General features: G+C 51.9%; 18 protein-coding genes. 11 read left to right on the top strand and 7 right to left on the bottom strand.

Annotation, left to right across the window (positions count from 1 at the left end):
- Positions 1–71: 71 nt before the first annotated feature.
- Positions 72–2,303: a DUF5916 domain-containing protein gene (locus ABD852_RS03530; RefSeq protein WP_345026636.1), complete on the bottom strand. Its 2,232-nt coding sequence runs from the start codon at positions 2,301–2,303 to the stop codon at positions 72–74.
- Positions 2,304–2,315: 12 nt separating this feature from the next.
- Entirely contained in the window at positions 2,316–5,093 is a 2,778-nt protein-coding gene (locus ABD852_RS03525; RefSeq protein ID WP_345026635.1) for a DUF6797 domain-containing protein, read from the bottom strand.
- Between the two features lie 336 nt (positions 5,094–5,429).
- Between ABD852_RS03525 and ABD852_RS03520 the strand changes: the two genes are divergently transcribed.
- Both ABD852_RS03520 and ABD852_RS03515 read left to right on the top strand, forming a co-directional pair.
- Positions 5,430–5,891 carry a nuclear transport factor 2 family protein gene (locus ABD852_RS03520; protein WP_345026634.1) on the top strand — a complete coding sequence of 154 codons (462 nt, stop codon included), beginning with the start codon at positions 5,430–5,432 and terminating at the stop codon, positions 5,889–5,891.
- A gap of 171 nt (positions 5,892–6,062) precedes the next feature.
- A complete protein-coding gene (locus tag ABD852_RS03515; RefSeq protein ID WP_345026633.1) occupies positions 6,063–6,551 on the top strand; it encodes a dihydrofolate reductase in 489 nt (162 codons plus the stop codon).
- A 110-nt stretch (positions 6,552–6,661) separates the two neighbouring features.
- Here ABD852_RS03515 and ABD852_RS03510 read toward each other — a convergent pair whose 3' ends face one another.
- Entirely contained in the window at positions 6,662–8,572 is a 1,911-nt protein-coding gene (locus ABD852_RS03510) for a TonB-dependent receptor plug domain-containing protein (RefSeq protein WP_345026632.1), read from the bottom strand.
- A 111-nt stretch (positions 8,573–8,683) separates the two neighbouring features.
- On the opposite strand from ABD852_RS03510, the gene ABD852_RS03505 reads away from it, so the two are divergent.
- Positions 8,684–10,123 carry an aminotransferase-like domain-containing protein gene (locus ABD852_RS03505; protein WP_345026631.1) on the top strand — a complete coding sequence of 480 codons (1,440 nt, stop codon included), beginning with the start codon at positions 8,684–8,686 and terminating at the stop codon, positions 10,121–10,123.
- Positions 10,124–10,127: 4 nt separating this feature from the next.
- On the opposite strand, the gene rsgA is transcribed toward ABD852_RS03505, so the two are convergent.
- The gene (rsgA, locus tag ABD852_RS03500) at positions 10,128–11,054 is read right to left on the bottom strand and encodes a ribosome small subunit-dependent GTPase A (protein ID WP_345026630.1); all 927 of its coding nucleotides are present in this window, start codon (positions 11,052–11,054) and stop codon (positions 10,128–10,130) included.
- A gap of 258 nt (positions 11,055–11,312) precedes the next feature.
- On the opposite strand from rsgA, the gene ABD852_RS03495 reads away from it, so the two are divergent.
- Positions 11,313–12,539, top strand: a complete 1,227-nt coding sequence (locus tag ABD852_RS03495; protein WP_345026629.1) for an ROK family protein — start codon at positions 11,313–11,315, stop codon at positions 12,537–12,539.
- Here the strand turns inward: ABD852_RS03495 and ABD852_RS03490 are convergent.
- Both ABD852_RS03490 and ABD852_RS03485 read right to left on the bottom strand, forming a co-directional pair.
- Positions 12,536–13,807, bottom strand: a complete 1,272-nt coding sequence (locus ABD852_RS03490; RefSeq protein ID WP_345026628.1) for a 3-deoxy-D-manno-octulosonic acid transferase — start codon at positions 13,805–13,807, stop codon at positions 12,536–12,538. The two genes, ABD852_RS03495 and ABD852_RS03490, sit on opposite strands and share 4 nt — an antisense overlap.
- Before the next feature lie 51 nt (positions 13,808–13,858).
- Positions 13,859–14,269, bottom strand: a complete 411-nt coding sequence (locus tag ABD852_RS03485; protein ID WP_345026627.1) for an OsmC family protein — start codon at positions 14,267–14,269, stop codon at positions 13,859–13,861.
- A 141-nt stretch (positions 14,270–14,410) separates the two neighbouring features.
- Here ABD852_RS03485 and ABD852_RS03480 point away from each other — a divergent pair, with 141 nt between their 5' ends.
- The 7 genes from ABD852_RS03480 (at position 14,411) to ABD852_RS03450 (ending at position 22,640) form a co-directional block, all read left to right on the top strand.
- On the top strand, positions 14,411–15,178 hold the full coding sequence (locus tag ABD852_RS03480) for a hypothetical protein (RefSeq protein ID WP_345026626.1): 768 nt from the start codon (positions 14,411–14,413) through the stop codon (positions 15,176–15,178).
- A gap of 53 nt (positions 15,179–15,231) precedes the next feature.
- The gene (gene lipA / locus ABD852_RS03475) at positions 15,232–16,140 is read left to right on the top strand and encodes a lipoyl synthase (protein WP_345026625.1); all 909 of its coding nucleotides are present in this window, start codon (positions 15,232–15,234) and stop codon (positions 16,138–16,140) included.
- Positions 16,141–16,288: 148 nt separating this feature from the next.
- Positions 16,289–17,569 carry a methionine adenosyltransferase gene (gene metK / locus ABD852_RS03470; RefSeq protein WP_345026624.1) on the top strand — a complete coding sequence of 427 codons (1,281 nt, stop codon included), beginning with the start codon at positions 16,289–16,291 and terminating at the stop codon, positions 17,567–17,569.
- An 80-nt stretch (positions 17,570–17,649) separates the two neighbouring features.
- Positions 17,650–18,606, top strand: coding sequence for an isopenicillin N synthase family dioxygenase (locus ABD852_RS03465; protein WP_345026623.1), 957 nt, complete (start codon positions 17,650–17,652; stop codon positions 18,604–18,606).
- 129 nt (positions 18,607–18,735) lie between these two features.
- Positions 18,736–19,494: a DUF4197 domain-containing protein gene (locus tag ABD852_RS03460; protein ID WP_345026622.1), complete on the top strand. Its 759-nt coding sequence runs from the start codon at positions 18,736–18,738 to the stop codon at positions 19,492–19,494.
- Between the two features lie 69 nt (positions 19,495–19,563).
- A complete protein-coding gene (locus tag ABD852_RS03455) occupies positions 19,564–20,292 on the top strand; it encodes a DUF4197 domain-containing protein (protein WP_345026621.1) in 729 nt (242 codons plus the stop codon).
- An 83-nt stretch (positions 20,293–20,375) separates the two neighbouring features.
- Entirely contained in the window at positions 20,376–22,640 is a 2,265-nt protein-coding gene (locus ABD852_RS03450) for an NADP-dependent malic enzyme (RefSeq protein WP_345026620.1), read from the top strand.
- A 23-nt stretch (positions 22,641–22,663) separates the two neighbouring features.
- On the opposite strand, the gene tsaD is transcribed toward ABD852_RS03450, so the two are convergent.
- A complete protein-coding gene (tsaD, locus tag ABD852_RS03445) occupies positions 22,664–23,668 on the bottom strand; it encodes a tRNA (adenosine(37)-N6)-threonylcarbamoyltransferase complex transferase subunit TsaD (RefSeq protein WP_345026619.1) in 1,005 nt (334 codons plus the stop codon).
- Positions 23,669–23,745: the final 77 nt, after the last annotated feature.

The raw sequence follows: 23,745 nt of genomic DNA, 5'->3' as shown, positions 1-23,745 counted from the left end.
TCATCGCTCTTTGCTTTTTCGGGAGCGGTTAAAGAACGGAGGAGAGCACACCCCTCACACCTCACACCTTCCTACATATTCAGCCAATACGTACATTTCAGTACCAGCGCGCGGTTTTTGACCCGGAAGTTTTCCGGCAGGTAATTGTCTGTGTAAACCAGGAAGAAATCTGAAGCGGGCTTGAATCGCCACTGAAACCTTGTATTAAGGTTTACGTTGTCCATCTGGCTGTTATATTGCAAAAAGGTAGTAAGAAACAGGGTATTGGTGAACGTTACATCAATACGCGGCCCAACGAGCCAGTATTTCACTTCTTCGCCGATATGGGGCAACCTGATTTGCGTATAGGTGGCGCTGAGCAAGGTAGCCAGGTAAGGTTGTACACGGCCGCCCAGATCTGCCTTCAGCCGCGTATAATTCCCGTTTTCATAGTATCCGCCAAATCTTCCCAGCAGTGAATACGTAAGCGGGCGCTGCGGTTCGGAAACATACTCAAACCCGGCCGCTTTCCAACTGTGCCTGCTTCCTGCAGGAAGCGGAGTCCTTCCCGAATTGGACGGATCAAAAGGAGACAGCAGGCGGATAAACGTACTTCCGCCCCAAAACATGGCCGTGGCACGGTTCCTTAAATTGAAATGATATTGCAGCGTGAGATCGTTATCCGAATTTTTGAAATCTTTGTCCCAATATGCCTGCTGTATCAGCTTGGGCCCATGACTGATCAGCAACCGGGACTTGACGAAAAACAGGTAGCCGATGCTCGGGTTGATTTTGGCATATTGCCCACGCAGGGCGTTTGGAGTGTAGCCTACTTCCGCATTGTAGCCCTCGCCCATGAGTTCATGCTGCCACTGCCAGAAAAAGTTTGCCTTGTTGTAGGAAAGATCGGCGGCATGCACCCAGCCTTTCGGCAGTTTACCGCCCGACTGGCCCGGGACTTCCGGCGTATTGGCACTCACCGATTTGAAGGCCATCAACTTCCCGGTCCACAGGTTATTGGCTGAAGCAAGGTTAAATTCGGCGCCGAAATTCCGGTTATACCTGCCGGTGTAACGGTGTAGGGTATCCTGGTAGTTTATGGCCTGTTTGTTGACCATCATCAAACGGACATTCGAGCGGGCGAAAACCCGGCGCTGAACCGCCACCACGCCGTAGTTGGTGACAGGGGTCGAATCCTGGGCGGAGGTTTGCGTATCCAGCACGCCAATCCGCCAGTTTTTATCAATCTTGCCGCTTAGCCTGGCACCGAATTGTATGGGCATCCCCAAGCCGATGCGCCGCGAGAAAAAAGGACGCAGGTTGGCGTACCCGAAATTGGCAAATATGTCCGCATTCTCAAGGAAAAACTGCCTCCGTTCCGGGAAAAACAGCTCGAACCTGTCAAGATTGGTTTGCTGCACGTCGACATCTACCTGCGAAAAATCCGGGTTAACAGTCAGGTCAAGATTCAGCGAGGGTGTAATGCCGATTTTCACGTCACCACCAATATCGCCGGTTCGCTTCCAGGGCGTTTCCTTCTGGTAATTTTTCTGGATCCGGCCCGCGGCATAAGGAATGACCGAAATATTCAGACCCTGTTTGGGAGGCGGCCGGTCCCAGACCAGTACCCCGGTATATGCCAGGTTGGCCGAAGCGAACTGCCTCGGGACCGGCGCCCAGGACGACTTTTCGGATATGGTCAGGTCCAATCTGCTGAAATTGATCCCCCACTCCATCAGCCCGTCTTTGTAACGTATGCTTTTAAACGGTATCGCGGCTTCCCACACCCATTTTTCGTCGTCGTTCTTCACTGCGCTGTACCATCGGTTTTCCCAGTTAAGGTCAACCGTACCGCCATCCACCTGTTGCCCGTCCCACGGAGCTCCGGCCGCATTCGACCCGAATGAAAAACCGTTAGTCCGGTCGTCATAGGGATCCATGAATAACAGGAAGTTGTCGTTTTTGTTGAAGCTGAAGTCACGTTTCAATGACTCTACCACAAGGCTCCCTTTGACGGGTTTGTGGTTTTCTACCAGGATATACAGGTTATGTTCGTCGTATGCGAGGCGCACATCCGTCTTGGCATTCGCAAAGCTTGTATCCATCGGCTGCATCATAAAGAAATCTGATGCGATCTCGGTCGTGGACCAGGCCGGGTCATTGCCGACACCGTCTATCTGAATAGGAGACGTTGCTTTGAAAATATGGTACCGGTATTTTGCATTGGGCTTTTGCGCCAAGGCGAGGGTACTGAAAACTCCAGCTAAGACAAAAGCGGCCACCAGCCGCTTTGCCCCAATTGAAAGCGAGCGCTTTCCAACCATTACAGGGTTTAGTTATAGTGATTTGATGTACAAAATTATAGATTCAATATCACTATCCGAAACAACACCCACATAAGATGGCATTTCACCGCTATAATTTTTCACGCGCTTCACGGGAGGGTCGAGAATCGACTCCTTGAGATATTTTTCATTCGCGACACTTGCGGTACCATCCGAAAACTCGCGACGTTTGCCCAATATCCCTTTTAAAGGCGGTCCGTACATACCATCGACCTGTGTTCCCGTCGAATGGCAGCCGGCACAAGCCAGCTTTTCAAACATCGCTTTCCCGTGTTCTGCCGATACTACATCTACCAGGTGCTCGGCAGCTTTTGCAATGGCAGCTTTATCCGTCAGGAGGGCGAAATCAACAGTTCCAAAACCATAAGCGTTCAAAGAAAGCGGCTCCACCGATTTGGGCGTAAACCAGAAACCATCCTGCATGGCCCTGCCATCAGCGGCGCTTATATCGTACAAAACCTCCATCTGTTCTGTCACTCTGACATCCGGGATCAACAGGAACACCGCTTTTTTATCTGCAGAAAGGTAACTCTTCAAAACCGGGAGACTTTCCTGTCCGGGGGTACCGTCCAGCTTGTAATGCCCGGAGCCGTATTCCTCGGTTCGAAGGTAGTTCCACCGCTTCACGCGGTAGTTCCTGGCCTCAGTTGCGGCCTTCTCGTCAAGCGGCGAATCGAAACGGATTACCACTCCCTGGGTACCCACCTCAAATTTATTGGGGCGATAGCTGGGAAGTCCTGTATACCGCAGGCGCTGGAGCGCGCTGATTCCATTGGCACTTGACCCCCAGAGGTTAAAGCCCGAAATATATAACATTCCGTCTTTCGGGTTGATGGTACCCTTTGAAGTCGGCGCGGTATAAGCGGCTTTAATAAAGCTTACACCACCTTGTACGGTTCCGTCACCGGTAGTATCGAAGAGTACCCGCAGCAGCCCCGGGCGCCCGAAAGAAAAGTGGATAAGATCTCCGTTCAATGGTCCCATTTTGTCGCTGGTGATCCAGGTCTGGGCAATCGCAGAGCGATCGACGTTGTGCGGGATCCAGGTAAGCGGCTTGTCAGGCTCCCGGGAGCCCGTTCCGTGCCGGGTGGCGGGAACGCCATAAAAATGACCTTTTTTGATCAGGAACAACGGCGTTGAAGGGACAAAGTTCCCCTGTTGATCGGAAGCAGTGAGCACACCGGTTTGGGGGTTCATACCGATAAACGGACCTCGCATCCCGGTTGCGAGTACTTCCACGCTCTTACCGTCTTTGCTCACTTTCAGCACGCTTCCTGACTGTATTGAACCGGTCCGAAAGCCCTTTGCCGCGAAAGGCGTAGGCCCGTCGCCGGCGTTAAGTGCGCCGCCTTTCGAGATATAAAAGCAATCGTCAGGTCCCAGGGCCATACTTCCGGCCCATTCCCTCGATTCGGGAGATTGCTCCATTACATTCGAGAAATTCTCGTAGTAGTCGGCCATTCCGTCTTTGTTCAAATCGACCAACCTGGTGATCCCGTCCCGGTCATAGACGTACACGTCATTGTGCCGGATCTCGATGCTCATCGATTCGTGCAGGCCGGATGCAAACCGGGTCCACTTTACTTTTTTCAAATCGGCGGAGATTCCTTCAATGATCCATACATCACCGGAAAAAGTGACCCCTGCCGCCTTTCCGTCCGGCCAGAATGCCACGTCCGCCAGGCGGACGTTTCTCTTCCAGGGGTTGGGGACGGGCAGCGTTACCTGGTCAATTACATAGTCTTCGGAATCAGCTCCCAGCTTGCCTTGCGTAAATACCGACCCTTTCCAGATAGCAGGTCCTCCCTTCTGAAAGCCCGGAAACGGAGCCGGTTTTCCGGATGCTGCCTTTGCCTCGAAATCTTTCAGCTTTGAGAACGGCCCTTTCCATACCAAAACAGCCACTTCCCGGCTGCTTCCGGCTGACGGAACCTCAACCGAGAGATATCTTTTGTCTACAATATTGGTTTTCGCACCCGGTCCGATAACGGCAACAGCGGTAACGGAATCCTTTTTATTTCCGTGAAATACATAGGAAATCCGATCGGAGATCTTCACGTCGGAGCCGTCGGCTACTTCCGCGGCGGTCAGGTACAAATTTTCCTGGTTGGGCTGGATTCTGAAATTTCTTTGAAAACCTTTTTCCCCGGCAAACGGTGCCGCCGTTACCATTTCGTACAGCTGAGAATTACTAACCTGGTAGCTCAGCACCGCCTGGTTGCGGTACACATACACACCGTTCCAATGCCCGTCCTTAGCTGCCAGCGGTCCCCAGACCGGAATATCCTGCTTGCCGACACCCGGTCTGATGTCCTTGAAAACGGGAGCACCTGCGGTCCATCCGGGGTAAAGCCCGGTCGCCAATTTGGGGGTGCCGGCTATTTGCGCCGTTTTATTGCCCTTGTTGTAGTAATCTTTATAAGATACCTGGGGCATAAGGTACATGGGCAGGAATTCACCGGTCCAGGCCACCGTCCACCGCAACAGGTCGGTATCAAAACAGACATAGCTGCTGTCGCCCAGCTTGAGTGCCAGGGTCCGCGCCGAAATATTGTCTTTCGGAAAGGAGGCCCCCAGTTTACTTGCATCCATGGAAGTAGAGATATACGGAAAATCTTTTTCCACGAAAGATCCCAATTGGAGGGTCTCAAAATTATTTTCCTTGATCAGCTCCTTCCCGCCTGCACAATACATCAATATGGCGGCAGTTGATAATAGAGAAAAGAGGGAAACGATCGAAATAAACCTGCTTTTAAATAGAGAATGCATACTTGCTGATTTTTAACATTTCGGTTCCGGGGCACAAAACCCGGAAAACCCTGGCCGGACAATATCTACAAAAAACCAAATACAACCCGGTAACAAACAAAACTAACTCCGAAAAATACAGTACACAATGGATAATTCAGACAACTAAGGGTAAAATTCTGCTCACCGCCCCGGCTACGGCCAGAAATACAAATGCGCCATCAGGATGACAGATACTCATTCCGCCGGTAAACAGAAGGGGCTACCCGGCCTGTGCCCGTTAATTTCCGGGTGCCGGCCGGTTAGGTTTCCGGGTCGATACGCTTTTTGATAAAGAACAATCCGACCGGAAACCTAATGAAAAAACTATTTTCACTTGTCCTGATTGCGTTTTACATTTCAGGATGTACCCAGCCCGCTGAAAAGAAAGCGGATACAAGCAATTACCGGAAAGAGGTTGAGGACGCCGTCGAAGCGCTTCGTAAGGTACTCCTTGATCCGGAAAAAGCCGCATTGGAAGGCCTGACAGTTGATCTGCTGACCTACGGCCATTCGAGCGGCCTGATCGAGAACCGCCAACAATTTATCGAATCGCTTGTAAGCGGCAAGTTTGATTTTCAAACGCTTGAATTAACGGAACAAACCATCGACATTTCCGGGGAAACCGCCATTGTCCGCCACCACCTTACCGGGAACACGACGGATGCCGGCAAGGACCCTGGCACTGCTAACCTGAAAGTATTGCAGGTTTGGCAAAAACAAGGCTCGGAATGGAAGCTTCTTGCACGCCAGGCCGTCAAAATATTGCCGCCTCAATAGGCCCACCGGTTTTTCTCCGGGGAATGTGTGTAAATTGCAGGGGTGTGAGGGGTGAGGTATGAGGTATAAGGTGTGAGGTATGAGGTATGAGGGCAAGTGTCCCGAAACGTATCTTGAACCGTACCCCTCACAGCTCACGGCTCACACCTCATAGCTCACCCCTTTTTACACATGAAACTTTCACTGGTTGTTGCTGCTAATCAGAAAGATGTTATCGGAGCGGATAATAAACTGCTCTGGCATTTGCCGGAAGATTTAAAAAGATTCAAACGGCTCACACTGGGCAGTCCTATTATCATGGGGCGGAAAACTTTTGAATCGATCGGAAAACCATTACCCGGCCGCACTTCGCTCGTCATAACCCGGAACCCTTCTTTTGCCGTCGCCGGAGTTATAACCTGCACCTCTCTCGAAGATGCGGTCGAGAAAGCGGGCGGCTTCGGGACGGAGGAAGCGTTTGTAATCGGCGGCGGCGAAATCTACGCCATGGCGACCGCTATAGCCGACCGGATTTACCTGACCCGCGTGAACGATTTTCAGGATGGCGACGCGTTTTTCCGCTTCGACGAAGAAGACTGGAAAGTGACAGACCGATCGTTCCATCCGAAAGATGAAAAACACGCTTCGTCCTTCGAGTTTATAGACCTGGAGCGCATTTAGCTGGGCCCCCGATACCCTGCCAGCTCCCGGCGACGCTGTTCAGGCTGATCACCCAAGACCTGAAAACCCTGTTTGCATCGCCGGGAACTTCAACCGATGGCTTCGCCCGACTAGTACCTGAATTTTATTCCGGCCCTCCACCAGCGGCCTGGCATAGTGGCCCCTAAAAGGTCACTGTAGCGTTTGTCGGTCAGGTTGTCTACCTGGATAAAGAGGCTCAGCTTATCGACAATCACATCCAGCCCGGCCTGTGCGTTGAGCACGAAATAGGTTTTTTCCACCCTGGTCAATAATGCATTCTCCTGCCTCGGCTCCCGCTTTTTGTACAAGCCGTTCAAGGAACCGAAAAACCTGCCCGTTTTATACGATACTGACGTATTTACAAGAAGCTTCGCATGGGACGACAGGTAAAAAGAGGGCTTTGCCACCGACTGTTCGCTGTCTAACAGTGTGATACCTAACATCCCGTTCAGGCGGTTCTTTTTATTCCATGCGTATTGATATTGCAAATCTGCTTCCACTCCCCTGGTAACGACGCGGGCTATGTTTTCTGCCAGCGCGAAACTTCCCGTAGGCGACAAGTTCTCCTTCCGGGGCATGTCGGCAAAGGACGTCGGCACATAGTCAATCAGATCACGCTGATGCCGTTGAAAACCGGTGGCCGAAATCTTCCAGTTGGTATTGTGAAAATAATCAAACCCAACTTCATAGCTGAGCGATTTTTCAGGCACAAGATCCGGGTTCCCGACGCTTCCACCCGTTACCAGTTTTTTGTTGTAGTTGTTGAACCGTTCGGTAAAATCCGGATCCCGGATGGTTTTCCCTACGCTCGCCCGCAGCTGCCAGCTTGCCAGTTTGTACGAGAGGTTGAGCTGAGGCACTAATTCCGCGCTGCTACTTTCGCGCCAATCAAGGCGAAGCGACGGATGAATATTCAGGTTTCCGATCCTGTGACTGGCGGCTACAAAAGGCGCCACCTGCTGAATTTCATGGTTTCCGCGGTCGTTGGACCTGATTTTTCTTTGCTGGTAATTGACCCCGGCAACAAAATCGGTATGGTCCGACCACTGCCGGGACCAGGTCAGCAGCAGCTGGCCGAGTCCCGAAGTATTTTTGTTGGCCACCGAAACCGGGTTATACAAATATTCGTCTACAGCACTTTTCAGGCCGGCTTTCAGGGTAAGAGCTGAGCTTTTCCCGGTATGGCCTATCTCCAGTTGCTGCCACCAGCCCGTCACCTTTTCAGTGGCGGTATCCGATACGAACGCCGTATAGAAGTTCTGAGCCGCGAAATCGCGTCGATCGAATGACGCCCGGTAGGCTACATGTGTGTTTGCTGCCAGTTGATAACGTGCCGATACACTTGCCGTATGGTTATGAAAATACCCTTTCGTTCCGCGCAATTCCTGACCCGATGCATTGTTGCTCAGTATCCCGCCCGATACCCGAAGCTTATCTTTATGCAGGTAGCCGCCCAGCTGCCCGTTCCATAGACCGTACTGGCCCGCGGCAAGCCCGCCTTCGAGGAAGCTTTCGTCGGCCTTGGACGAGCTTTCAAATGTTTTGGTAATAACAGACACCACGCCCCCAACCGCTTCCGATCCGTAAATCGACGACGAGGCTCCCTTCAATATTTCGATACGGGATATTTCAGAGGGTGAAATCGGGATATAGCTATTGAAATGTCCGGTAGTAGGGTCATTCAGCCTGAGCCCGTCCAATACCACCAATACCTGCTGGAAGGTCCCGCCCCTCAGTACAATATCACTTTGCGCGCCCATAGGTCCCCGTGCCTGAATCTCCAGCCCTGGTAAATAGCGCAGAATTTCATCGATGCTGCTGACGGGCAGGTTGCGCAAATCCTCTCCGCGGATTACGGTCAGGTTACGGCCCGTTTCTGAGGCTCTTTTTTCGAGTATCGACGTGCTCACGGTCACCGGGTCGAGATTAATCTGCTGCGCCCGGATGGGGAGGATGCCTGCCGTGAAAAGAAGCAGTACGCCCAGTACATTTTTCATCATGGTTATCAACATTTTTAAGAGAGAATGCGGCAAAACTAGTACCTTACCGGATCATACAAATCGTCCAGTTTTGAATTAATGAGTAGTCCGGTTGAAATACCTTTCAGGAGTATGATCCGCATAGAGCGTACCGGTCCGCCGGTCTATCTCCAGATCAGCAGGCAGTTTATCAATGCAATTCAACGGGGGGCGCTTTTACCCGGCGCGAAATTGCCGGGGACACGCCGGCTCGCGGAACTTTTGAAAGTGCACAGGAAAACTGTAATAACCGCCGTTAATGAGCTCGACGCCCAGGGATGGATCATTGTAAAACCCAACGTCGGCGCCTTTGTAACGGACAAACCGCCGGTCATGAAAACCAACACCCTCCCGGGAGAATACCAGACATTCCGGTATCCCAAAGAGACTGGGTTCCCGTTCCCGGTCAGCAGCCTGCTGGAACGCCCCGTTACCCGCGTTGCCAAAACACTGGAGTTCACAGACGGACAGCCGGATATCCGCATTGCCCCGCTGGATAAACTGGGCAAAGCCTACCGGCGGGTTCTCAACAGAAAATCCGGGCAGCAGCACCTGGCCTATTCGCGCGTTGAGGGCAATTGGTATTACCGGCAGCAACTGGCCGCCTATCTCAACAACACGCGGGGACTTCCGATACGGCCGGATAATATCCTGACCACACGCGGCACCCAAATGGGAATATTTCTGGCTTCGACGCTGCTCCTTCAGCCGGGCAACCTGGTAGTTGTGGGGAGTACAAGCCACTATGTCGGGAATATGATCTTTCAGCAGATGCGCGCAAAAATTGCTACCGTTCCGGTTGATGAAAACGGGATCTCGATTCCCGCGCTCAGAACGCTCTGCGAAAAGAGAAAGGTCAGGATGCTTTACCTGACCCCGCACCACCACTACCCTACCACGGTAACGCTCAGCGCCGAACGGCGCATCGAGCTTCTCCAGCTCGCTCAGACCTTCGGTTTTATAATCCTTGAAGACGACCACGACTATGATTTTCACTATGACAGCAGCCCGCTTTTACCCCTGGCAAGCGCCGACACCGCGGGCATGGTGGTTTACATAGGATCATTTTGCAAAGCACTGGCGCCGGGACTCCGCCAGGGGTACCTGGTCGCGCCCGAAAACCTGGTTGGCGAACTGTCTAAAATCAGGCGGATTATTGACCGGCAGGGCGATCACGTGATGGAACAGGCCCTTGGTGAGATGCTGGCGGAGGGTGAAATTCAGCGCCACCTCAAAAAAGCGCTCCGTATTTACCGGGCCAGACGCGATTTGTTTTGCAACGAGCTCGAAAGACAATTCGGTCGGAACCTAACCTTTACAGCGCCGCCGGGGGGTCTTGCGGTATGGACAGAATGGAAAGAACCAATTAACCTACTTCGTTCCAGCCAGTTGTCCGCCGAAATGGGCTTACATATTCCCCAAACCCTTCTCTTTCAGAACGAGCATCTGCGCGCGATGCGTCTCGGTTTTGGCAGCCTTGACGAAGAGGAAATCATAAAAGCGCTGAGCATACTGTCGAGGGCCGTCCACTAGAGGATTACCGGCGATTGTCCTGGTTGCTGAGCATACTCAGGTAACTTTCGTAGCGACTGATGCCAATCCGGTCCTCCGCAACGGCCTGCTTGACCGAACAGCCCGGCTCTTCTACATGCAGGCAATTGTGAAACCGGCAGGTATTGAGGAGAGAACGCATTTCAGGGAAGAAATGGCTGATTTCTTCGGGAGCTATCCCGCTGAGCCCCAGCTCCTTAATACCTGGAGAATCAATAATATAGGTACCCTCCCCGCAGGCATGCATCTCGGCGAAGGTAGTCGTATGAACCCCTTTGTTGGCATAGGTAGACACCTGCTGCGTTTTCAGGTTGAGGCCCGGGTAGAGCTGGTTCATCAGGGTAGATTTCCCTACGCCGGAGTGGCCGGAAAGCAATGTCTTTTTGCCCAGCAGCTTCGCTTTCAAGGCGTCCAGGCCGGCTCCCGACAAGGCGTCGGTCAGCAGGCAATCATAGCCGATGCCCCGGTAAAGGCTCACAATATCCTCCTGAAGATCGAGCCATTCCGGCGCCAGAATATCCTGTTTATTGAAAACAAGCAGTGTCGGGATCCGGAATGACTCCGTAGTCACCAGGAAACGGTCTATAAACCCCAGCGAAGTTTTCGGAAACGTAAGCGTAACAACGAGTGCCGCCTGGTCCAGGTTGGCCGCCAGAATGTGCGAATGACCGGTCTTGTGTACGGAGCGCCTGGCGATATAATTTTCGCGGGTATGGATCGCGGATATAATGGCGGTGCGCTGCTGCTCGTTCTCTATCTCGACGTCTACCACATCTCCCACAGCAACCGGATTGGTGACTTTCAAATCCAGATGCTTAAATTTGCCTTTTAGACGACATTTCCAAATGGTCAGGACCTCCAAATCCTGCACCTCATACCACGAACCCGTTGAACGCAAAACCAAACCCGTCATTATCACTGCTTACTTTGACATAGTATCTTTCAATTCCACAAAGATCTATAAGATATCGGACTATTCACGCATTTCCTGCATTGAGATTAATTGCCGGGTATTTTTAAAAAAATTTCAGAATAACTCGTTCATATATTGAGAAATTTAATTATTATCGCTGCATATTACCATTTTAATGATATTTTTGGCAAACCATTGGCCTTAACCCAGTAAAAAGACACATTCCCGACTACGGTTCAATGTTTCAGACCTATCAGTATGGCAGAAATAATAGAAAATTCTTCTTCCGTTATCGACCTTAAGAAGAATCGCCTTCGCAGACACCTTATTAAAGAGCTCTACAGGACGCATACCACATCGATCAACAAACTATCGCGGCTCTTTCACAGCAGTATCCCTTCTGCGACGGGGATTGTGAATGAAATGCAACGTGAAGGCTGGGTAATTGAAAAGGGGATCGGCGTCGCCAAAGCCGGCCGGCCACCCGTTTTATATGGCCTTAATTCTGACAAGAAGGTAAACCTGCTGATCGACGTCAACCGTAACGAGGCAAATTTTGTGGTGATGAACCTGAACAACGAGATTCTTCACGAGCATCACCGCAGCCTGCACCTTGAAAATGCGCCGTCTTACCTGGCGCAACTCACAGGAGAACTCGACGCTTTTTTAGCGGGTATTCCCTTGTCCCGGGAGGACTTCTGGGGTATCGGGGTTACCATGCCGGGTTTGATTTCACCAAGCCAGGGCCTGAACCAGTCGTACCCGCAATTGACGCCGGAAGGTGTTTCCCTCACCGAAGCGCTAAGAAAAAAATACCAGTTGCCGGTGCTCATGATGAATGACACCCACGCAACCGCCTACGGGGAGTACCGGTTCGGGCTCGCAAAAAAATTCAAACACGTGCTGACCATCAATATCGATTGGGGCGTCGGTTTGGGCGTTTTACTGGAAGGCGAGGTTTTTGGCGGCTCAAAAGGATTCGCCGGGGAGCTGGGGCATATCCAGGTAAATCCTGACGGTATCCTGTGCGAGTGCGGAAAGGTGGGATGCCTTGATACCATTACGTCAGCTGTGGCGCTTATCAGGCAAGCTGAGGAGGGAATTGCAGCAGGGAGGGCCACCCTGCTGACCAAACTTGCCGGGGCCGATAACCACTCCCTCAGCGCCGATCACATTATACAAGCAGTCAAAATGGGCGACAGCTTCTCTATCGACCTGCTGAGCAACCTGGGGGCAGAGCTGGGCAAAGGACTTGCTACAGCCGTGCATCTTTTCAACCCCGAGGCCATCATAGTGACCGGCGTTCTGGCCAGGGCCGACAATTTCATCACCAACCCGATGGAGCAGGCCATCAACCGCTACTGCCTTTCCGATTTCAGGAATGCACTCACCATCAAGATCTCGGAGCTTGGTCCGAAGGCAAGGCTGCTCGGCTGCCAGGCTAACCTGGTCAACTACCTGGCCGAGAAAGAATTCTGCGATTAAGCGATAAATCGCTTCACTACATCCATTACGGTTCCGGTTGCGCCGGTGCGTGCGGCGACAAACTCTCGGCTGTCGGCAGCGACACGCCGGATCGCTCCGGGATCCGCCAGAAGCCCCAGAACAGCTTGCTCGAAAGCTTCACCGTTATCGACGGGGACGGCTATACCGGCATCCCGTAGCGCTACGGCCTCGGAGAACTTCAGGTAGTTTTTGTTACCGAAGAAAACCGGCATGCCATAGGTAGCCGCTTCCAAAGTGTTATGAAGCCCTTTTCCGAATGCCCCCCCTATGTAGGCGATTTTGCCGTAACCATATAGGGAAGACAGCATACCGATATTGTCGATGAAAAGATAATTCGGCGCTTTTTCCGGTAGGACAAACCCGCTGTCCCTGTACTCCGAGTAGCGCAGGGAAGGCAAATCCAGCTGCCGCTCCCACTCCGAAAGCTCATCCGCATTGATTTCGTGCGGCGCCACGATGGCCTTTAGCCGGGTCCCCAACCGGTTGAGAACGGGTATCAGCAACTGCATATCCTGGCCCCACGCAGACCCTACAACCAGGCAGACGCCCTCTCCTGCAAATGCAGAAATTTCGGGAAGCTCACGCCGGTTATCCAGTAGCTGCTTTGCGCGGTCAAAACGTGTGTCCCCTCCTACGATTACCTCCCGGATACCCTCCACTTGTCGTAGAAGGTCTGCCGATGCCTGATCCTGCACCAGGATCGAGCTGAACAACATTAGCCATGAGCGGTAAAACCCGCCCCAACTTTTGAAAAACACCTGCTCCGGGCGAAAAATAGCAGAAAATAGCAGAATAGGGATATGCTGATCGGCAAGACTTTTCAGGTAGTTGTACCAAAACTCGTACTTGACAAACAGGGCGATTTCGGGTTTCACCAGGTTTACGAATTCGCGGGCATTGGCAGCGGTATCCGCCGGCAGGTAGCAGATATAATCCGCTCCTGCGTAGTTCTTCCTGATTTCGTACCCGGATGGGGAAAAGAATGTCAATACAATAAAATAGTCGGGATAGGCCCTTCTAAACGCTTCTATTACGGGCCGGCCCTGCTCAAATTCCCCGAGCGAGGCCGCATGAAACCAGGCGGTTTTCCGGCCTGCCTTTCTGACCGGCCCCATCCGCCCGGAAAGCCGCATACGCCAGTCCTTCCGGCCCCGTACCCATAGCCGGGCCTTCGGCGAAAAAAACGCCGCCACGTGCAGCAGGCCTACATATCCCCTGATGGACAACCCATACAAAAACTTCAGCATTCGCCTGCTTCTATAAAATGACGGTTCTCCCGGGTAGGGAAAACAACCGGACTACCAGTTAAAAACAACTGCCTGCTCAATGTCGGGATGTAAACTCAGTGCGACCGGGCAGGTATGGGCAGCTTTTTCAAATTTACTCTTCTCCGCATCCGTAAGTTCCCGTTCGGTTTTCATCCGGAAAGTCACCTCGAGGCGGACAATCCGGCGCGGCAGATCCGGTGACATTACCTTTACGGTGTCGGCGGTAGTACCTGTGATAGAAATAGCAACGCGTTCGGCAAGAATCCCCATAATGGTCATCATGCAGCTGGTAAACGCTCCGGCAACAAGGTCCGAGGGAGAGAACAGTTCTCCTTTTCCCTGGTTGTCTACCGGTGCATCCGTCTGAATAAGCGTACCGGATTTGACGTGAACCGCCTCTGTTCTAAGCTCTCCCAGGTATTGTGATTGAATTGTGGGCATTGTTAAATGATTTTGCACTTGGATTAAAGAACGTAAATTTACAAAAAACTGTTCGGGACATATACTGTTGCCAAAATTCACTAAATTGAGTTCGTTTTGTTCCAAGCGAAAAACTCCTTGAAGATATTCGACAATTGCCTCATGAGAATCAGCACTATAGGCGCTATTTGGTTTGCGCTGGTCGTAATTACCACCGATACGTTCGGGCAGGCCGTGAGAAAGAGGGCTTTGGCTAACAATCCGGACACTTACAAGTCACTTCTGGCTTTTGGTATTAATGCAAATACCAATTCGGGCATATTGGGCGGGTTGAATGTCCGTTATACCAAACTGCTTCAGGCCCCGTTGCTTGGCAAAACGCAATACCAATACCTGGCGCTGGAAATTGTCAATGTTAAAAGCCCGAAAGAATACGCTTCGGGATCGCAGATCGGTTTCAATACCATCAGCAATAAAGCCAACTACCTGTTTTCTATCCGGCCGCAATACGGTCGCGAGCTGTTTTTTTACAACCGGCAGAATAACGAAGGATTAGGTCTGAGCGGAATTATTGCGGTGGGTCCGACCATTGGCCTTGAAAAACCGTTTATGGTTCAATGGCAGGAGGGCGGCCGGACTGTGACGGTGCCTTACACGCCCGATTTGGCCGGGGCGCCTTCAGCAGGCTTTTTCAGCGGGTTCGGGAAAAGCAAAATTGTACCGGGGCTGCATGCCAAAGCGGCAGTCAACCTGGAACTCAGCACTTTCAGAAACAATGTAACCGGTCTTGAAGTCGGTTTCCTGATGGAGGCTTTTACGCGACGGATCGACATCATGGCTTTTTCCACCTCCCCGACTTCGACCAATACTAACCGAAGTTTCTTCACTTCCGGTTATTTGAACCTATATTTCGGATCAAAGAAACAGTAACGATTCGGAATGTCCTGACAAGGCAGGCCGAATCCATTGATTGAATAACCATTATGATTGATCTTCCCGTGATTACGCCGGAGCGCAAACGCAAACCAGACTGGTTACGTGTCAAGCTGCCAACCGGCCCGGACTACCTGAGGGTACGCCAATTAGTTGATACTCACAAGCTTCATACCATATGCGAGAGTGGCAACTGTCCGAATATGGGGGAATGCTGGGGAGCGGGCACCGCAACTTTTATGATTCTCGGCAATGTGTGCACCAGAAGCTGTACCTTTTGTGCAGTCGCAACCGGCCGGCCCAATGAATATGATACCGACGAGCCGCGGCGCGTAGCGGAAGCCATCCGGCTGATGAAGGTACAGCACGCCGTCATTACTTCCGTCAACCGCGATGAATTGAAGGACAGAGGCGCCGAAATCTGGTACCAGACGGTAAGAATGGTAAAAGAGACCAGCCCTGAAACGACGATAGAGACCTTGATCCCGGACGTAAAAGGGAACTGGGATGCCCTCTTCCGTATGGTGGAGGCCGGCCAGGAGGTGGTTTCGCATAATATGGAAACGGTAGAACGGCTCTACCGCGGCGTTCGTCCGCAGGCCCGGTACAGCAGGAGTCTCGAGCAAACCCTCCGGACCAAGGAGCTTGGAAAAAGAACAAAAACAGGTATCATGCTGGGACTCGGGGAAACAACCGACGAGGTTCACAAAGCCATGGACGACCTGGTAGAGCACGGACTGGATATACTGACGCTGGGACAATACCTGCAGCCCACTAAAATGCACCATGAAGTACTGGAGTGGATTACACCCGACCAATTTGAAAAGTACAAAGAGGAAGGCTTGCGCCGCGGGATCGCCTACGTCGAAGCCGGTCCGCTTGTGCGGTCCAGTTATCATGCTGAAAGACACGTTAACGTCCCTATCACCCCTTTAAGACAAAAAAACGGGGTTGTATAAAATGTATTAAAGCCTTTTTCGTATTTTAGAAAGCTTGTCTTTGAATAATTCATTTTAATATTTCAAATTAGCCGGTCGGCCTGAGTACGCGCTCAAGTGTCGCTCTGTCCGCCCGGTTAAATATTTGTACGTCTTCTTACTTTCATACATGCCTTATTTATTCACTTCTGAATCTGTTTCTGAGGGACACCCCGATAAAGTAGCCGATCAAATTTCGGATGCGCTTATTGATCATTTTCTTGCGTTTGACCCCGATAGCAAAGTAGCCTGCGAAACGCTGGTTACCACGGGCCAGGTAGTTCTGGCGGGAGAGGTAAAAACAAACGTTTACCTGGACGTGCAGAAAATTGCCCGTGATGTTATTTCCCGCATCGGGTACAACAAGGGCGAGTACATGTTTGACGCAAGTTCCTGTGGCGTCCTTTCTGCCATTCATGACCAGAGCGCAGACATTAACCAGGGAGTAGATCGCCGCCCCCAGGCCGAAGATTTCGAAGCGCGGGCCAATGCACAGGGAGCCGGGGACCAGGGTATCATGTTCGGATATGCCACGCGGGAAACCGAAAACTATATGCCGCTGGCGTTAGACCTGGCGCATAAATTGCTGCAAGAGCTTTCCGACATCCGCAACAACGAGCCGAACCTCATCCCCTATCTTCGCCCGGATGCGAAATCCCAGGTGACGATCGAGTACAGCGATGACAATACTCCCCTGAGAATTGACACGATTGTGGTGTCCACGCAACACGACGACTTCGATACGGAAGAAGCGATGCTTGCAAAGATTAAAGCGGATATTATCAATATTGTTATTCCCCGCGTCATGGCAAAGCTAAAACCGGAAACGCAGCAACTGTTTAACAGCGCAATCACTTACCACATTAACCCGACCGGCAAATTTGTTATCGGCGGCCCGCACGGAGACACCGGTCTTACAGGCCGTAAAATCATTGTCGATACATACGGCGGAAAAGGTGCGCACGGTGGCGGGGCGTTTTCGGGAAAAGATCCGTCAAAAGTCGACCGGTCAGCCGCTTATGCCACCAGGCACATGGCCAAGAACGCGGTAGCTGCGGGGCTCGCTGACGAAATTCTCGTTCAGATTTCCTACGCCATCGGTGTTGCAAAACCGTGCGGCCTGTTTGTCAACACCTACGGCACCTCTAAAGTAGGTCTGACCGATGGAGAAATTGCTGTAAAGCTGAGCGAATTGTTCGATTTACGCCCGTATGCTATTGAGCAAAGACTCAAGCTCCGTAAACCTATTTACTCTGAAACAGCGGCTTACGGCCACATGGGAAGGAAAAACGAGATCGTTACGAAAGAGTTCAAAGCGACCGACGGAAATTCTGTAAAGTTGGAAGTGGAGCTCTTCACGTGGGAGAAACTCGACTACGTAGACAAAATCAAATCGGCTTTCGGGCTTTAATCCAGCTACCTTCTTCCGGGCTGAATGCCGGCCTTCGCCGATGGTAATGAACTTTTTTTTCAACTTGCAAAAAACAGCTAATGGACACCGCCTTACTTAACGAAATTCCATCACTCGACATGTCGGATTTCGTGAAAGGAAACAGCGTCCAAAAGGGCAAATTTGTCGCAGACCTTGGAAATGCCTTCAACACCATCGGGTTTGTGGCCATAAAAAATCATGGCCTGGATGAAACACTCCGGGCCCATCTTTACCGCTCGGTACAGGAGTTTTTCTCCTTACCCGAGGCGGTCAAGAAAAAGTATGAATTCCCCGAGCTCTTTGGTCAACGCGGATACGTCGGAAAAGGCAAGGAGACTGCCAAAGGATTCAAGGCGGCCGACCTGAAGGAGTTCTATCACGTAGGCCAGCCCCACCCTACCGGCGCCATGCCGGAGAATATTTTCCCTGAGGAAGTATCGGAATTCAAAACCCATACACTGGAGGTTTACCGGATTTTTGAGGAAACGGGCAAAACGCTCCTGAAAGCGATTGCCATTTACCTGGAGCTACCGGAAGAATATTTCGAAAGCAGGGTTGCGCAAGGCGACAGTATTTTAAGGGCCCTGCATTATTTTCCGATCGAAAACCCGGACACACTGGAAGAAGGCGCCGTAAGGGCCGCAGCGCACGGGGATATCAACCTGATCACCCTTTTGATGGGGGCCAGCGCGGAAGGCCTTGAGGTACTTCGCAGGGACGGGCAATGGGTTTCTATTACCGCTCTGCCCGACCAGATCGTGGTGAACGTCGGCGACATGCTCGACCGGCTAACCAACCACAAACTCAAATCCACGATTCATCGGGTGGTAAATCCTCCGCGGGAAAAAATGAAAACCTCACGGTATTCCATTCCCTTCTTTATGCATCCCAGGGCAGACATGGACCTCACCAGTCTTGAAAGCTGCGTCAGTGCCGAATCGCCGAAGCGCTACGTTGACATGACCGCCGGGCAATTCCTCGATGAAAGGCTCCGGGAACTTGGCCTTAAGAAATAGTTCCCCGGCATTTTTATTTCCCGCTCCACTGAAAACCTGCGTCTTTAACCGACGTAAAATGCGCCCGCCTGTTACTTAGCGGTGCTTTTCCCGTATTCTATTATATCGACTTTTCACCAGATTCTCTTTATGATTCAGAAACTTTTTGCCGGCTTATTGATTGTAACTGCATTGGGAGGATGCGCCACGCTGGGTACCGTCCTCCAGGATATGAATTCCGGAAGCGGCGGTCCGCTTACCAATTCCGAAATTGTCCAGGGACTCAAAGAAGCATTACGGGTAGGTATCGACAACGGTGCCGGACAGGCGTCTCAGGTAAACGGCTATTTCGGCAATGCGCTTATCAAGATCCTGATGCCGCCTGAAGCGCAAAAAGTAGAAAATGCGCTACGCCAGATCGGCCTCGGGAAGGAAGTAGACAAATTCATTCTTTCACTGAACCGGGCAGCGGAAGACGCCGCCAAGAAAGCAAAGCCCATTTTTTTTACAGCCATTACCTCGATGACCATACAGGACGCATTGGGTATCCTGAACGGATCTGACACCGCCGCGACCGCCTACCTGCGCAGAACCTCGGGGGTTGCTTTGTTCAACAGCTTTTACCCGGTCGTAGACAGTACCCTGCAACTCAACCAGGCCACACGGTACTATTCCGACATTGTTAACACTTACAATAAAATCCCGTTTGTACAAAAAGTAGATCCCGATCTCAAGCGATACGCCACCAACAAAGCTATTGACGGGCTTTTCACGCTGGTTGCCGATGAAGAACGGAAAATCAGGAAGGACCCTGTAGCCCGGGTAACCCAAATTCTTAAGCGGGTTTTCGGTGGACAAAGCAACACACAGAACGCAGCGCCCCCCCGGCTGACGCCATCAAATTATTGATTGGTTCCGACAATTTTTCTCACTCGAAGCCGGTTCTATCTATAGTACCAACCAGATTTTATTAACCCTATGAAAAAGTATCAACCGCTTATTTTTCTCTTTCTTTTTGTTCCATTCATCTCACATGCTCAGCTAGGCAAGAAACTCGGCGGGTTGCTGGGCGGTGAAAACAGCGAAGCAAAAGGAGGCGGATTATCGGAAAAAGAAATTATCAGCGGATTAAAGGAAGCCCTCGCACAGGGGATCAAAAAAGGAGCCACTCAGGCGTCGTCACCTGACGGCTTTTTGAAAAATGAAGTCATCAAGCTTTTGCTACCTCCCGAACTGCAGCGTGCTGAAAGCACGTTAAGAAAAATGGGACTGGGTCCGGAAGTTGATAAGTTTATTGTATCGCTAAACCGGGCTGCCGAGGGAGCCGCCAAAGAATCGGTACCTATCTTTGCCAACGCGGTCACTTCCATGTCCATCACCGACGCGCTTTCCATTCTCAACGGCGCCGATACCGCGGCAACGTCCTACCTCAAACAGAAAACCAACACGCAGCTATACAAAGCTTTCTCTCCTGTCGTAAAAAACACACTGGACAAGAACCATGTCTCCAGGTACTATACCGACCTGGCCAATGCTTACAACAAAGTGCCGCTGGTGAAAAAGATTAACCCTGACCTGATCCAATACGCAACCCAGAAAACCATGGACGGTCTCTTCCACCTGGTAGGCGAGGAAGAAAAAAAAATCAGGAAAGACCCGGTGGCGCGCGTGACACAGACGCTAAAGAAAGTGTTTGGGCAGGGATGAGGTTTGAGGGGTGAGCGGGGATATCCGGTCCGGAGATTCGCGATTTGTCAGTACTTTTGATTTTCATCAACTCATTAAATGCTATGACAAAGAAGGTACGGAAAGAAGATGCCCTCTATTACCACGCGAAGGGAAGGCCCGGTAAAATCCAGGTCGTGCCCACCAAAGAGTACAACTCGCAACACGATCTGACGCTCGCGTATTCCCCGGGCGTCGCGGTACCTTGCCTTGAAATAGCGGAAAACCCGGAGGACGCCTACCTCTATACCGCCAAAGGAAATCTCGTAGCGGTAGTCAGCAACGGAACGGCAGTACTGGGGCTCGGAAATATCGGCCCGGAGGCTTCTAAACCCGTAATGGAAGGGAAAGGGCTGCTTTTCAAAATTTATGCAGACATTGATGTCTTTGACCTGGAACTCAATACCCAAGATATCGACGAGTTCGTCAGAACGGTAAAAATTCTTGAACCTACCTTCGGCGGAATCAACCTCGAAGACATCAAATCACCGGAGTGCTTCGAGATTGAGCGACGCCTGAAAGCCGATCTCAATATCCCGGTCATGCACGATGACCAGCACGGAACCGCCATTATTTCGGGCGCCGCTTTACTGAATGCGCTCGAGCTGGTCGGGAAAGATGCTTCTACCATTAAAGTAGTTATTTCAGGAGCAGGCGCCGCAGCCATCTCCTGCGCGCAACTGTACGTCACTCTGGGCGTCAGGCGCGAAAACCTGGTCATGTTCGACATCGACGGCTGCGTTCATCAGGACCGGACTGATCTCGACCCCATGCGGCGGCAAATGGCTTCGTCAATCCGGTATGGCAGCATGGCAGAAGCACTTCAGGGAGCGGACCTTTTTCTCGGGTTGTCGGTCGGGAATATTGTTTCCAGGGAAATGATACAAACCATGGCCAAGGATCCCATTGTTTTTGCTATGGCGAACCCGGACCCGGAAATTCCTTACCAGGACGCGGTTGAAGCCAGGCCGGATGCCATAATGGCGACCGGGCGGTCCGATTTTCCGAACCAGATTAACAATGTGCTGGGCTTCCCTTATATTTTCAGGGGAGCGCTCGATGTCAGGGCCACCGAAATTAACGAAGCGATGAAGCTGGCAGCGGTCTACGCCCTGGCCGACCTGGCCAAAAAACCCGTACCCGATATTGTCAATGTCGCCTACAACCAGGAGAGCATTGTTTTTGGCAGACAGTACATCATTCCCAAGCCGGTAGACCCGAGGCTTCTTACCACCGTAGCCCCGGCCGTGGCGAAGGCTGCTATTGAAACCGGTGTAGCACGCAAAACGATTGAAGACTGGGAGGCCTACCAAACGGAACTGTCATCACGGCAGGGGCGGTTCGACCGGCTCTCGCGGGTGATCATCAACAAGGCAAAGTCAGCGCCGAAAAAAGTGGTTTTTGCAGACGCTGAAAACCTCCAGGTGCTGAAAGCGGCTCACCAGGTCCGGGAAGAGGGAATTGCACAGCCGATTTTTCTGGGAGACGACAAAATTATAGGGAGACTGATCCGGGAAAACAGCCTGGACCTGGGCGATGTACCCATTATTTTCACCCAATCGGAAGCGGTGCTGCCCAAGATCGAGGAATATGCCGAAAAACTTTATGACCTGCGAAAACGCAAAGGGCTCACCAGGTTTGAGGCGCGACGGCTGATGTACAACCGGAATTATTTCGGCTCTATGATGGTCGAGAAAGGCGAAGCTGACGTGCTGATCTCCGGTTTATCACGCAATTACCCGGACACCCTCCGCCCGGCGCTCCAGGTGATCGGCCGTGATGCGGGCGTGAACCGCGTGGCAGGCATGTACATTTTACACACCCCGCACGGGCCGCTGTTCTTTTCGGACACTACGGTGAATCTCAATCCTACCGTTGAAGAACTTGTGGAAATTACTGAGCTCACCTCGCGCGCCGTGGAGCGCTACAGCATCAGGCCCAGGATTGCGCTCGTCACTTACTCCAACTTTGGCAGCGCAAAGGGTGAAGACGCTGAAAAAATGAGCCAGGCCGTTGCAATCCTGAAGCGCAAACACCCCGATATGATCATCGACGGCGAAATGCAGGCGCACCTGGCCCTCGACGTGGAGCTGCTGAAAAAGAACCATCCGTTTGCGGACATCATTGAAGGCGGCGCCAATACGTTGATTTTTCCCAATCTTTCTGCAAGCAACATTGCCTACAACCTGTTGAAAGAAGCCGCCAAGCTGGAAACCATAGGTCCGATTCTCCTGGGATTGAAAAAGCCGGTTCACGTGCTGCAGTTGGGAAGCTCGGTACGGGAAATTGTCAGTATGGTAGCCACTGCCGTGGTAGATGCGCAGAAATAGACGGGTGGAGAAGCGCCCCTGTTTTACAGGCTGAAATCCATTCTCGCCGCCGGGCTGACCCGCTGGTCCGAAAAAATACCTTTTTCGTACTTGAAGCTGGCGGCCATCGCGATCATCGCAGCGTTATCGGTACAATATTCGAATTTCGGTATGTACACGTTCCAACCCAGTGCGTCGCCGGTTTCCTGAAGGGACCGGCGCAGCCCCGTATTGGCCGACACTCCGCCGGCAATGGCAACTGCTTTGATGCCGGTTTGCCTGGCGGCTTTCCGGAGCTTCCTCAGCAATATCTCGATAAGCGTATGCTGCAGCCCAGCGCATAAATCTTCGAGGCGCTCCGTCACAAAACCGGGATTTGCGGCTGTTTCACGCTGAACAAAGTACAGGAAGGCGGTCTTTACACCGCTGAATGAAAAATCGAGCCCGGGAATTTCAGGAATCGGGAACCCGAATGCCCCCGGATTTCCCTGCGCGGCATACTTATCGATCAGCGGACCGCCCGGGTAGTCAAGCCCGAGGATCTTTGCCCCTTTGTCGAATGCTTCCCCTACCGCGTCGTCAAGCGTCTCGCCGATTATGGTCATCTCCGTCGGGCTATCCACCCGGACAATCTGGGTATGGCCGCCGCTCACCGTCAGGCATAAAAAGGGGAAAGGCGGCTTGGGGTCTTCGATAAAATGAGCCAGCACATGCGCCTGCATATGATTTACTTCAATGAGGGGTATTTTAAGTGCCAGCGCCATTGCCTTCGCAAACGATACACCTACCAGGAGCGAACCGAGCAAACCGGGTCCTTTCGTAAAAGCTATCGCGTTTAGCTCTGTTTTTGCTAATTTTGACTGCTGAAGCGCTTCGCGAACCACCGGCAGGATGTGTTGCTGGTGCGCACGGGAGGCGAGTTCAGGAACGACTCCGCCATACTGCTGATGGATGTGCTGCGTGGAAACAACATTGGAACAGATTTTGCCGTTACTAATCACAGCAGCAGATGTTTCGTCACACGAAGATTCAATAGCCAGTATATGCATAAAGCGCCACAAAAATTCATATCCGCTCCGAGGGGTCCTTTGTCCTCAGAGGTCCGGGTATTTAAGTGGACAAAAAT

This window comes from Ravibacter arvi (assembly GCF_039540405.1).
Taxonomy (GTDB): domain Bacteria; phylum Bacteroidota; class Bacteroidia; order Cytophagales; family Spirosomataceae; genus Ravibacter; species Ravibacter arvi.
Note: the sequence above shows the minus strand (reverse complement) of the source record. Positions and strands in the feature narration are given on the sequence as shown.

Excerpts from the sequence above, each read along its gene's own strand:
- ABD852_RS03495 (WP_345026629.1), top strand. The coding sequence starts at position 11,313 with ATGGCAGAAATAATAGAAAATTCTTCTTCCGTTATCGACCTTAAGAAG.
- ABD852_RS03520 (WP_345026634.1), top strand. The coding sequence starts at position 5,430 with ATGAAAAAACTATTTTCACTTGTCCTGATTGCGTTTTACATTTCAGGA.
- rsgA (WP_345026630.1), bottom strand. The coding sequence starts at position 11,054 with ATGACGGGTTTGGTTTTGCGTTCAACGGGTTCGTGGTATGAGGTGCAG.
- ABD852_RS03530 (WP_345026636.1), bottom strand. The coding sequence starts at position 2,303 with ATGGTTGGAAAGCGCTCGCTTTCAATTGGGGCAAAGCGGCTGGTGGCC.
- ABD852_RS03465 (WP_345026623.1), top strand. The coding sequence starts at position 17,650 with ATGGACACCGCCTTACTTAACGAAATTCCATCACTCGACATGTCGGAT.
- ABD852_RS03505 (WP_345026631.1), top strand. The coding sequence starts at position 8,684 with ATGATCCGCATAGAGCGTACCGGTCCGCCGGTCTATCTCCAGATCAGC.
- ABD852_RS03490 (WP_345026628.1), bottom strand. The coding sequence starts at position 13,807 with ATGCTGAAGTTTTTGTATGGGTTGTCCATCAGGGGATATGTAGGCCTG.
- ABD852_RS03480 (WP_345026626.1), top strand. The coding sequence starts at position 14,411 with ATGAGAATCAGCACTATAGGCGCTATTTGGTTTGCGCTGGTCGTAATT.
- lipA (WP_345026625.1), top strand. The coding sequence starts at position 15,232 with ATGATTGATCTTCCCGTGATTACGCCGGAGCGCAAACGCAAACCAGAC.
- ABD852_RS03455 (WP_345026621.1), top strand. The coding sequence starts at position 19,564 with ATGAAAAAGTATCAACCGCTTATTTTTCTCTTTCTTTTTGTTCCATTC.
- ABD852_RS03525 (WP_345026635.1), bottom strand. The coding sequence starts at position 5,093 with ATGCATTCTCTATTTAAAAGCAGGTTTATTTCGATCGTTTCCCTCTTT.
- ABD852_RS03515 (WP_345026633.1), top strand. The coding sequence starts at position 6,063 with ATGAAACTTTCACTGGTTGTTGCTGCTAATCAGAAAGATGTTATCGGA.
- ABD852_RS03460 (WP_345026622.1), top strand. The coding sequence starts at position 18,736 with ATGATTCAGAAACTTTTTGCCGGCTTATTGATTGTAACTGCATTGGGA.
- ABD852_RS03485 (WP_345026627.1), bottom strand. The coding sequence starts at position 14,269 with ATGCCCACAATTCAATCACAATACCTGGGAGAGCTTAGAACAGAGGCG.
- ABD852_RS03510 (WP_345026632.1), bottom strand. The coding sequence starts at position 8,572 with ATGATGAAAAATGTACTGGGCGTACTGCTTCTTTTCACGGCAGGCATC.
- tsaD (WP_345026619.1), bottom strand. The coding sequence starts at position 23,668 with ATGCATATACTGGCTATTGAATCTTCGTGTGACGAAACATCTGCTGCT.
- ABD852_RS03450 (WP_345026620.1), top strand. The coding sequence starts at position 20,376 with ATGACAAAGAAGGTACGGAAAGAAGATGCCCTCTATTACCACGCGAAG.
- metK (WP_345026624.1), top strand. The coding sequence starts at position 16,289 with ATGCCTTATTTATTCACTTCTGAATCTGTTTCTGAGGGACACCCCGAT.